9 protein-coding genes are annotated in these 11,110 nt (G+C 71.7%); 4 read left to right on the top strand and 5 right to left on the bottom strand.

Annotated elements, in window-relative coordinates; genetic code table 11:
* Window positions 1-14: 14 nt before the first annotated feature.
* On the bottom strand, window positions 15-317 hold the full coding sequence (locus KAG51_RS06140) for a DUF427 domain-containing protein (protein ID WP_290581714.1): 303 nt from the start codon (window positions 315-317) through the stop codon (window positions 15-17).
* Between the two features lie 51 nt (window positions 318-368).
* Window positions 369-1,127, bottom strand: a complete 759-nt coding sequence (locus KAG51_RS06145) for a lysophospholipid acyltransferase family protein (protein ID WP_290581716.1) — start codon at window positions 1,125-1,127, stop codon at window positions 369-371.
* 75 nt (window positions 1,128-1,202) lie between these two features.
* On the opposite strand from KAG51_RS06145, the gene KAG51_RS06150 reads away from it, so the two are divergent.
* The 4 genes from KAG51_RS06150 to KAG51_RS06165 all read left to right on the top strand — a co-directional run bounded on the left by KAG51_RS06150 (window position 1,203) and on the right by KAG51_RS06165 (window position 6,154).
* The gene (locus tag KAG51_RS06150; protein WP_290581718.1) at window positions 1,203-3,290 is read left to right on the top strand and encodes an acyltransferase family protein; all 2,088 of its coding nucleotides are present in this window, start codon (window positions 1,203-1,205) and stop codon (window positions 3,288-3,290) included.
* 61 nt (window positions 3,291-3,351) lie between these two features.
* Window positions 3,352-4,185: a glycosyltransferase family A protein gene (locus tag KAG51_RS06155; protein ID WP_290581720.1), complete on the top strand. Its 834-nt coding sequence runs from the start codon at window positions 3,352-3,354 to the stop codon at window positions 4,183-4,185.
* Window positions 4,182-5,213 carry a glycosyltransferase gene (locus KAG51_RS06160; RefSeq protein ID WP_290581722.1) on the top strand — a complete coding sequence of 344 codons (1,032 nt, stop codon included), beginning with the start codon at window positions 4,182-4,184 and terminating at the stop codon, window positions 5,211-5,213. Before KAG51_RS06155 ends, KAG51_RS06160 begins: the two co-directional genes overlap by 4 nt.
* A complete protein-coding gene (locus KAG51_RS06165; RefSeq protein WP_290581724.1) occupies window positions 5,210-6,154 on the top strand; it encodes an NAD-dependent epimerase/dehydratase family protein in 945 nt (314 codons plus the stop codon). Before KAG51_RS06160 ends, KAG51_RS06165 begins: the two co-directional genes overlap by 4 nt.
* An 18-nt stretch (window positions 6,155-6,172) precedes the next feature.
* Here KAG51_RS06165 and KAG51_RS06170 read toward each other — a convergent pair whose 3' ends face one another.
* From KAG51_RS06170 to KAG51_RS06180, 3 genes are read right to left on the bottom strand one after another with little or no spacing between them, the layout of a single operon-like run.
* Window positions 6,173-8,371: a hypothetical protein gene (locus KAG51_RS06170; protein WP_290581726.1), complete on the bottom strand. Its 2,199-nt coding sequence runs from the start codon at window positions 8,369-8,371 to the stop codon at window positions 6,173-6,175.
* A gap of 40 nt (window positions 8,372-8,411) precedes the next feature.
* Window positions 8,412-9,341: a glycosyltransferase family 2 protein gene (locus tag KAG51_RS06175; RefSeq protein WP_290581728.1), complete on the bottom strand. Its 930-nt coding sequence runs from the start codon at window positions 9,339-9,341 to the stop codon at window positions 8,412-8,414.
* A complete protein-coding gene (locus tag KAG51_RS06180) occupies window positions 9,335-11,023 on the bottom strand; it encodes a glycosyltransferase (RefSeq protein WP_290581730.1) in 1,689 nt (562 codons plus the stop codon). The genes KAG51_RS06175 and KAG51_RS06180 overlap by 7 nt, the downstream gene beginning before the upstream one ends.
* Between the last annotated feature and the right edge of the window lie 87 nt (window positions 11,024-11,110).

The raw sequence follows: 11,110 nt of genomic DNA on the forward strand, positions 1-11,110 counted from the left end.
CCACCTCGTCCGGGCTACTCCTCGACCGTCACCCGACGGTCGAACGCGACGTAGCCGGCGAACTCGGTGCCGACGCGCTCGACCGCACCCGGCAGGAGGTCGGGGTACGACCACGCGCCGTCAGCGAGCTGGTCGTCACCGTGGCCGACGTCCCAGTACTGCGCGTCGCCCTTCCACGGACAGTGGTAGGCGGTGTCGCTCGGCGCGAACTGGCCCTCGGTCAGGCTCGACGGCGGGAAGTACCAGTTCCCCTCGATCTTGACGAGCTCCTCACGCGGAGCCTCGGCCAGGACAGTGCTGCCGTAGACGGCCTTCATGGTGCCTCCTCAGGGGTCACCCCCAGTGTGGCCCCACGATCCTGAAAGCGCTCAGCCGTTCTCGCGCTCCGCGCGGCGAGCCGCCTTGGCGGCCTTCTCCTCCTCGTCGAGGCGCGCGGCCTCCTCGGGGGTCGGGGCGAGGCCGCCGAAGCGGGCCGGGGCCCACCACTGCCCCGCGGGCGCGATCGGGTACTCGGCGATCGCGTGCTCGAGGAGCCGCGTCATCTCCGCCTTCAGCAGGGCGGTCTCGGCGACCGGGTCCTCCCCTGTGACGGCGAGCGGCGGGCCCACGTGCAGACCGATCGTCTTGCCCCGGCCGAAGATGTCGGACTCGTGGTCCTTGGTCTTGAGCAGCTGGGTGCCCCACGTGACCATCGGGATCAACGGCACGCCGGCCTCGGCCGCCATGCGGACCGCGCCGGTCTTGAGCTCCTTGATCTCCATCGACCTGCTGATCGTGGCTTCCGGGAAGATCCCCACGATCTCGCCCGACCGCAGGTACTCGACCGCCGTGGCATAGGACTGCTCGCCGTGGTCGCGGTCGACGCTGATGTGGTGGAAGGACCGCATCAGACGACCCGTGGCCCCCTCGAACGCCTCCCGCTTGGCCATGAACCGCACGAGCCGCTTGCTGGGCTGCGCCGCGAGGCCGTCGAAGACGAAGTCGACGTAGCTGATGTGGTTGGCCGCGAGCACCGCACCGCCGGAGCGCGGGATGTGCTCGGTGCCCGAGGTCTGGAAGCTCATGCCCAGCACCTTGAAGAGCGTCTTGGCCGTCACGATGACGGGCGGGTACGTCACGTCGCGCATGTCGCCACCGTAGTGCACACGCGTGCACCGTACGGATGACATGAACGGTGCGGCGAACGCGTATCCTCGTGCTCCGTGCCGTCCCCCGCCCCCGCCCTCGCGTCCGCGCCGGCTCCGGCGCCTGCGGGCGGCGGCGTGCGGCCGGAGATTCAGGCGCTCCGGGCCGTCGCGGTCCTGGGGGTGGTGCTGTACCACCTGTGGCCGACGCGCCTCAGCGGCGGCTACGTCGGCGTCGACGTGTTCTTCGTGGTGTCCGGCTACCTCATCACCGACCACCTCCTGCGCGAGGTCGAGCGCTCCGGGCCGCCGCGGCTCGTGCGCTTCTGGGCCCGGCGCGCCCGCCGGCTGCTCCCCGCCTCCTTCCTGGCGATCGCCGCCACCGCGGTCGCCGTCTGGGCCTTGGTGCCCGAGAACCGGTGGCCGCAGTTCGGGCGCGAGCTGTGGACCTCGACCCTCTACGTCCAGAACTGGGAGCTCGCGCGCCAGGCTGTCGACTACATGGCGCTCTCGAACGTCAAGTCCCCCACGCAGCACTTCTGGTCGCTCGGAGTCGAGGAGCAGTTCTACCTCGTGTGGCCCGTGCTCATCGCGCTCGTGGTGCTGGTGGCCACGCGCCTGCGGCGCGACCCGGTCAGGGCGATCGGCCTCACGCTCGCGGCCGTCGTGGTGCTGAGCCTGATCCACTCGATCGACCTGACGGCGTCGGACCCCGGCCGCGCGTACTTCGTCACGACCACGCGGGCGTGGGAGTTCGCCGCCGGGGGCCTGCTGGCGTGGGCCGTGCGCCGCGGACTCGTGGGGACCCTCCGCGCCGGGCCCGCCACGGCCCTCTCCTGGGCCGGCGCGGCGGCCGTGCTGGTCGCGATGGTCATGTTCGACGACCGGACACCCTTCCCCGGCTACACCGCCGCGCTGCCGGTCGTCGGCACCCTGGCGGTCATCGCCGCGGGAGCCCCCCGGGGCCGCCTCGCCCCGACCCCGCTCATGCGGTGGCGGCCCGTGCAGTTCATGGGCGACGTCTCGTACGGCGTCTACCTGTGGCACTGGCCCCTGATCATCCTGCTCCCGTACGCCACGGGCCACGACCTCACGCGCCCGGAGCGCCTTGCGATCCTGCTCGGCAGCTTCACCCTCGGCTGGGCGTCCAAGAACTTCGTCGAGGACCCGATCCGCCGGCCCGGCACGGGCGCGTGGCACGGCACCAGCTCGACGTTCCTGGGGGTCGCGGTGGCCTCGCTCGTGATCGTCGTCGGCACCCTGCCGCTCTCACGGTGGACCGCTCCCCCACCCCCGGTCGTGGGCGAGCAGATCGGCCCGTGCGTCGGAGCCACGGCGATGCTCGACCCGGACTGCGGATCCCCCGAGGACATCGAGCTGCTCGCCGACGAGACGGCCTTCCCGGGCGACCTGCCGCTGCCGTCCGTCCTGGAGTGCGAGTCCTCCAACGCCGCGGCGACGTACCGCCGGTGCGAGCTCGGCGGGTCCGACCCCCAGGGCGGCACCGCGCTGATCGGCGACTCCCACGCCACACGCTGGGCCGAGGTCCTCGGCGAGGTCTCGGCCCGGCACGACACCCGCCTCAGCACCTTCCTGGTCTCGGGCTGCTCGATGGCCACGACCGACCCGATCGGCAGCATCTGGGGCTCCGACCCCACCCAGGCCGACAACTGCGCGACGGCGCTGACCGACGTCCTCGCCGAGGTCGTGGCCGATCCCTCGATCACGACGGTCGTCCTGAGCAATCGCACGCGCCTGTACGCCGGATCGCTGCTGCTCACGGCCGACCGCGTCGCAGCCACGATGCGGGCGCTCCTGGAGTCCGGCAAGCGGGTCGTCGTGCTCGCCGACCCGCCCGAGATGTCGGCCGTGCCACCGCAGGCCGCCGCGAGCGCAGCCGACTGCCTGCAGGACGCCGGATCGCCCCATGAGTGCAGCCTGCCGCGGGCCGAGGCCGAGGTGCCGGACCCCATGCGGGAGGCCGCCGCGATGGTCGGCGTGCCCGTCGTCGACCTCACCGACGTGTTCTGCCTGCCTGACCGCTGCCTGTCGCGCATCGGCGGACTCGTGGTCTACAGCGACGACAACCACCTCACGAGGTCGTTCGCGGCGAGCACGCGCGACGTGCTCGACGAGCGGCTCGCCACGGCACTGGCCACCGCGTGACCACCCCGACCCCGCCCCGGTCGGTAACCTGAGCCACGGTCGCGACCCGAAAGGACGTCACATGAGCTCCCCCACGCTGTCGATCGTGGTTCCCGCGTACAACAACGGCAAGTACGTCGGCGCCACGATCGAGAGCATCCTGTCCCAGGAGGGCGTCGACCTCGAGCTGGTCGTGGCCGACCACACCTCGGGCGACGACACCCGCGCCGTCGTGGAGTCCTACCTCGACGACCCACGCCTGACGCTGCTCGACACCCCGGCCGGCGGCGGCGCCCCCGCCAACTGGCAGCGCGTCACCGACGCGGCGAGCGGCACGTACCTCAAGCTCGTGTGCGGTGACGACATCCTGCGCCCCGGTGTCCTGGCCCGCCAAGTCGCGCTGCTGGAGACACATCCGGAGGCCGTGCTGACGGCCTGCCGCCGTGACGTCATCGACTCCTCCGGACGCACGCTCATCGCCGGCCGCGGCCTGCAGGGCATCAACCGGCCGATGCCGGGCACCGAGGCGGTCCGCCACTGCGTCCGCGCAGGCGTCAACCCGTTCGGCGAGCCCGCCTCGGTCATGATGCGGCGCGCCGCTCTAACACAGGCCGGCGGCTGGTTCCCGGACTTCCCCTACCTGATCGACCAGGCCTCCTACGCGCGCGTGCTGCTCGCGGGCGACTTCGTGCCCGACGACGAGGTCGGCGCGACGTTCCGCCTGAGCAACGAGCAGTGGAGCGTCGCGCTGGTCAAGGACCAGTCGAGCCAGGCGCACGGGTTCCACCGGTGGATGCACGAGCACCACCCCGAGGTCGTGTCGGCGGCCGACGTCCGCATCGGCAACGTGCGAGCCTCCCTGGCGGCCCGGGCCCGGCGCATCGCGTACGCGATGCTGAAGCGGAGGATGCGATGACGACCTCCGGGACCGACCACGCCCCGTACGTGCACCGCGTGTCGATCGTCGTGCCCGTCTACAAGGGCGAGCGCACTCTCCCGGGCCTGCTCGAGGAGATCGCGCCGCTCACATCCGACTTCACGACGGCCGACGGCCACCAGGCCGTCGTCACCGAGGTCATCCTCAGCCACGACAACGGGCCGGACGGCTCCGACCGGGTCATTCGGGAGCTCTCGGCCACGCACCCCTTCGTCAAGCCCGTGTGGCTGAGCCGCAACTTCGGTCAGCACGCCGCGACGCTGGCCGGCATCGCCTCGTCCGGAGGCGACTGGGTCGTCACGATGGACGAGGACGGCCAGCACGATCCCGCGTTCATCGGTGGTCTCCTCGACACCGCCCTGCGGGAGCGGGCCCAGATCGTCTACGCCCGACCCGACAACCTCCCGCCCCACGGATTCGTCCGCAACACCGCCTCGAAGACCGCCAAGCGCATCCTCGAGTCGCTGTTCGGCGGTGGCAACGCCTCGGAGTTCAACAGCTTCCGGCTCGTGATCGGCGACGTCGCCCGCAGCGTCGCGGCCTACTCCGGCAACGGCGTCTACCTCGACGTGGCCCTCGGGTGGATCGCGCGTCCCGCGGTCACGTCACCGGTGACCCTGCGCGAGGAGGGTGGGCGCGCCAGCGGCTACTCCTACCGCAGCCTCATGGCGCACTTCCTGCGCATGATCCTGACCTCCGGCACCCGGGGGCTCCGGCTCGTCACGGTCGTCGGTGCCCTCTTCGCCCTCGCCGGCGTGCTGTTCGCGGTCTACCTCGCGGTCAACCGCCTGGCCGGCGGTGTCGATGCCGAGGGCTGGACCTCGATCATGGTGCTGCTGTCGCTCGGCACCGGCGCGATCCTGATGTCGCTGGGCATCGTGGCGGAGTACCTCGGGGTCGCGGTCAACGCGGCCCTGGGCAAGCCGTCCTACCTCATCGTGCGCGACCCGGCGAGCGGGCCGCTCGGGCACGCCGATCCCGCTCCCGGCCCGACCAGCGCGCCGTGACGGCGCGGTGGGTGATCGGTCGCGGCCTCCTGGGACGCGCCGTCATCGCCGCCTCGCAGCAGACGCCGTTCACGGCCGACGTCCGGTGGCACGATCCCGAGGACGCCGTCACCGACCTCCTGGCCGGGCTCGACCGCTTCGTCGCCACGACCGGTCAGGACCGGTGGGAGATCCACTGGTGCGCAGGACGCGGCGTGACGTCCTCCCCCCGTGACGTGCTGGACGTCGAGGTCGACGTGTTCCACCGCTTCGTGGCGGCGCTCACGGGTCATCGTGAGATCGCGCTCGACCGCGGCGGACTGTTCCTGGCGTCCTCGGTCGGCGGCATCTACGCCGGGTGCACCGACCCGCCCTTCACGGAGGCGACCCCGCCGTGCCCGATGTCGCCCTACGGCGAGGCCAAGCTCGCGATGGAGCAGCACGTGAGAGCCGCCTCGACGCAGACCGGGCTGCGCTCCTTCATCGGCCGCATCACCAACCTGTACGGCCCCGCCCAGGACCTCACCAAGGGGCAGGGGCTGCTCTCGACGATCGTGGCCAGTCACCTGACGGGCCGCCCGGCCACGATCTACGTCTCACTCGACACGCTGCGCGACTACCTGTATGCCGACGACTGCGGCCACATGGTGCTCGACGGTCTGCGGCTGCTCGCGCGCGAGCCGGCCGGTACGTCCGTCGTCAAGATCCTCGGATCCATGACCCCGTGGTCGATCGGGGCGATCCTGGGCGAGGCGAGCCGCATGCACCGGCTCAGCGCCCCGATCGTGGCGGCCCAGGGGCCCGTGGACGGAGCGCGTGGTCAGGCGCAGGACCTCCGCGTCCGTTCCGAGGTGTGGACCGACCTGGACGGCCTGGCGCGCACGACCCTGCCCGAGGGCCTCGGGGCGCTGCACCGCGCCCAGATGGCCGAGGTCATGGCGCACGGCGCCCCCACGCGCTGAGGGACCTGCGCCTGACGATCAGCGTGCGGCGCGGCTCCGGACGCGACGGCGCACCAGGTCGGTCCCGGTCCAGGCCACGGCGAGCATCGCGGCGAGCACGGCGCTGGCGAGCTCGATCGGCCAGCCGGGCGGCCGGAACGACACCGTCACCTCGCGGCCCACGTCGTCGGGCGTGACCTCGACCGTCAGCAGGTATCCCTGGGCCGGATCGGCCTGGCGCGCACCGTCGATCCGGTAGCCGGGCCAGTCGATGCGGCTCAGGACGACCTCGCCGGCCTCTCCATCGACCGCGTCGACCGTGAAGCTGACCTCGGTGTCGCGCACGTCGACGTCGGACACCATGGCGTCGATCGTGCGGGTGACCCCGCCGGCGGGGACCACGGGGTCATCGCGCCGCACGGTCCACGTCGCGTCGCCCACCTCGAGGGTCCAGCCCTCGTGGACCTCGGGCGCCTCGACCGGGTCGCCGTCGGCGTCGACGCCGCGCCAGACGATGATGGTGTTGAGATGCATGTCGTCGACGATGCGCGAGCCGTCGGCCTGCTCCTCGAACAGCGCGTCGTACGCCTCGGGGCAGGTCACGCCTCGCAGGTCGACGCACAGGCGCGAGGCGAGCTCACGGTGCGGCAGCACGGTGTAGACGCTCGCGACGTCGAGGTCGGTGACGTGCCAGACGTTGGCGAGCAGGGTCTCGTCCCAGGCCTCGAGGTCGTTCTGGAGCCCGTACACGTCGCCGACCGTGAACACGCCCGTCTCGAGGTCGTCCTGGACCTGCTGCACCCGGTCGACCGAGGCGGGCGCCCCGAAGTCGCCCAGCGGGGCGGCGCGGGCCACGTGCATCTGCAGGTTCAGCAGCAGCACCGTCGCGACGATCGCGACCGCGGCCGCCCGGCCCGGCGCCTGCGAGGCACGACCCCGAGCGCTCACGAAAAACATGACCACGAGGGCCGCGAGCTGCACCAGGCCGCCCACCACGAGCCACCGGGTGTTGTCGGGCTGCGCCGACCAGGCGAGCCACAGCGCCAGGGCAGAGAGCCCCAGTGCGGCCGCGGCTTTACTGCGCTCGACGACGTGCGGCCACGCCTTCGTGGCGAGCACGGCGAAGCCCACGGCCAGGCAGATCACGAGGTACGGCAGCATGCGGGCGGGGTAGCGCAGCGGCCCCACGACGCTGGGTCCCAGCACCATGGCGAGAGTGCACGCCGCCACGACACCCACCACGACGAGCCCGCGCCACTCGCGTCGCAGGGCGACCCCCACGACCACCAGCAGCGGCAGGAACCATCCCAGGTACTGCAGCGGCGCCGGGGCGATGGGTCCCCAGTAGCCCGCGACGCTTGACAGACCGGTGGCCGCCGGACCGGCCGCCAGGTCGCCCAGGTCGAGCCCGAGGAACTGGTCGTTCGCAATGCCGGTCGAGCCACGCTCGGTGACCGACGCGGTGAGGATGCCCGGCAGGTAGACGAAGATCGTCAGGAGACCGCTGTAGACACCGAGGCCGAGCACGCGCACGAGCCGCTCGCGGTCACGTCGGACCCATTCGGTCTCGACCAGCAGGGCCAGGAACAGGAACACGAGCGCGATGACCGCGAAGATGTAGCCCAGCGCGATCAGCAGGTAGGCCGTCACGAAGTAGGCCCACGGGCTGCGGCCCTCGTCGAGGTGTCGCCGCATCATCCACCAGGTCAGCACGAACAGCCCGGCGCCGGAGAGCCCCGTGACCCACGACGGGGCGTCCATGTACATCGTCTGTCCGCCCACGACGGCGCTGAGACCGGCCAGGGCGGCCCACGGGGCGCTCGCGCCGTAGGAGCGGGCCAGGCCGAACACCGATGTCTGCAGGAGCAGCAGGAACACGATCTTGATGCCGGTGGCGTACAGGGCGGCGTTGTCCTGGACCTGCGAGCCGAGCCCGACGAGCCAGGTCAGCGGACTCCACAGGCCCCACTGCTGCTCGGCCAGGAAGTTGCCGCCCTGCCACGATCCCGGGTCCAGGATCGTCCACTCCCCGTGCAGGAGCCGTCGACCGATGTCGTACCACTGCCCGAAGGCGCCCAGCTGGGTGTCGTCGACGTAGAAGTAGCGCCGCGTCACGCGCACGCGGTCGGCGGCGACCACGACGACCGCGACCGCGGAGGCGAGCCACCACAGCAGGACGCCGCGCCGAGAGGCAGCCCCCTCGGGCGTGGTCACCGAGGCGGTGGAGGTGTCGGACACCGCGTCAGCGTACCGACCTCCCCCACTCATCCCGCCGCGCTCACAGCGGCACGTGCGTCGCGGTGAGCTCGGCCCGCGGCGGCTCGGGGTACTGCACCGCCGGGTTGAAGCCGATCCCGCGGAGGTACTGCCGGTACATGCGCAGCTGCAGCCGCGGCGAGACCCGCCCACGACGGAAGTTCACCAGCAGGCGGAAGCCGAACTCGACCCAGCGGATGATGCCGCGGTGATGCAGCAGCCAGGACGACTCGTTGCGGATGCCGTGGGCGAACTTCCAGGCGTTGTCGGCGTTGACCATCGAGAAGTTGACGCCCTTGTTGTCGCCCATGTCGTGCACGACGACGCTGTCCAGGACCTGGACCCCGGGGCACCGCTCGGTCAGGCGCAGCGTGTACTCCCGGTCGTCGAACCAGATGAAGTACTCGGCGTACGGCAGTCCGTGCTCGGCGATGACCCAGCGCGGCACGAGGACCGAGACGAAGGAGCATGCCGTGACCATGACGTTCGGCTGGTCCTTGACCAGGAGGCGTCCCCAGTCCCACGAGGTGACCGGGTTGTTCATCTCGCAGATCGAGCCGTCGGTGAACGTGACGACCGAGCACGAGAACGGCACGTCGGGCCCGAGCTCCAGGACGGCGGCGTCCAGACCGCCGACGAGCCGCTCGAGCGCATCCGGCTCGGCGTAGCAGTCGTCGTCCATGATCCAGACGTGGTCGGCGCCGAGCAGGTACCCCTCCGACATGCCGCGGGCGAAGCCGCCCGCGCCCCCGAGGTTCTCGGTCATCGAGACCACGTGGAGGGCGGCCTCGGTCTCCAGCTCGCCGAGCCAGTCGCCCGTGCCGTCGGTCGAGGCATTGTCCACCACGACGATCCACGCCGGGGCCAGCGTCTGCTGCTCCAGACGGTCGATGACCGTCTTGAGCTTCTCCAGCCGGTTGTACGTGACCACGACGGCCGCGACCTTCACCACGTCGACACCAACTCCTCGAACCAGTCTCGTCCGGACGGGTGCGCGACCAGCTCGCGCTCCGCCGACCGCTCACTCTCCCACAACCGCCGCCGAGCGTCCTCGTCGCCGACGTAACGCACCACGATGTCGGCGATGCCCCGCACCGCACGGTGCACGTTGCGCGGCGCGAGAGCCTCCGCCGGGATCAGGTTCGCCTGAGCACCGACGTCGGTCGAGACGACCGGGGTGCCGTGGGCGACGGCCTCCAGCGTCGTGAGGGTCAGGCCCTCGTTGTGCGAGGTGATGACGAGCAGGTCGGCCTCATCGAGCGTCGTGGCGACCGGGACCGCGCCATCGCGGCGCTCCAGCACGTCCTCGAGGCCCGCGGCCCGCACGAGATCGGTGACCCACTGGTTGAGCTCGCCATGGCCGTGCAGGATGAATCGGACGTCGGGGCGGACCTTGTGGATGCGGGCCGCGGCCTCGATGAAGACCTCGGGCGCCTTCTGCCGGGCCAGCCGCCCGACGAAGGCCACGACGAACCGACGCTCACCGTTGCGCGGACGGAAGGCCGCGTCGCGGGCCGAGTCGACGGTCAGGCCGGCGAGCGGAGCCATCTCGACCTTCGACGCCGGGACTCCCTGCACCTCCGTCATCCAGGACGCGAGCGCCGGGGAGATCACATGGTGCGTGTCGATGAAGTCCGCGGCCCGGGCCGACGAGACCGGATACCCGCCGCCGCGGTACTCGATGATGTGCGTCGAGTCGACGACCGGGAGGTCGGGCCTGCTCCGCTTGAGGAACGGCAGTCGGTCGTACAGCCACTGGCTGTGGTGGACCACGACGCCACGGACGTCGAGGTTCTCCAGCAGCGCGCGCAGGATCGGCTCGCTGCCGGGCGTCTGACTGAGCGAGGTGGGTTCCGAGAGCGGGAGCAGCACTGCTCCGTCGAGCTCGGATCGGGTGATCTGCTCGTGGTGGGAGTCGCGCGAGGTCAGGACGACCGGCAGGAGACCCGCCTCGCGCACGAGGCGCACGGTCTCGAACGCCCATCGCTCGGCGCCGCCCATCTCGAACCAGTGCATGCCGATCAGGACCGCCCGCGGCGCGTCACCCGCGACGGCACCCGCCGGGTTCATGCGCGCGGACTCGAAGGCCGTGCCCGGCGCGAAGAACGTCGTGTCGTGCACGCGCTCGACCCGGTGCCGGATGGGTCCGCCGTGGCGCAGCAGCTCCAGGTCGCGGAGCTCGTCGTAGAGCAGGGGGGCGGCGACCCGCAGCCGGCGCAGGACCTTGCCGCGCAGGTCACCGGGCGCGAGGAACTCCGGGCGTGCCTCGGCGGTCGCGTCGGAGGACAGCATGACGTGACGCGTCGCGGAGCCGACCAAGGTGAGCTGTCGGGCGTCGACCACGGGGGCCGGCGTCGCGGGGGCCGTGGAGCGCACCCGCACCGTGGCCCGACGCCGGCGATAGAGGCGGGAACGACCGTCGAAGGTCCGGTCGTCGGTCGTGCGAGGCGTGTAGCCGTCGAAGGGGTCGTAGAGGTGCACCGTGAGCTCGAGCTCGGGCGTCGTCAGGGTGTGAGCGTTGATCGCTCCCACGAACAGGCGGCGCTCCCGCGCGCTCAGGGCCTCGGTGGCCGGGTCGTCGAGGACGACCTCGAAGAGGCACGGCTCGCCCAGGTACGTTCGCAGGGGGGACACAGACATCGCCTCGGGTCGGGGCCGGTCGGACACGAGGTCCTACGCTACCAAGGCGACCCGCACGACCGACGTGCCGACGCGAGCCGC

The organism is Aeromicrobium sp. (assembly GCF_023146395.1).
Taxonomy (GTDB): Bacteria; Actinomycetota; Actinomycetes; order Propionibacteriales; family Nocardioidaceae; genus Aeromicrobium.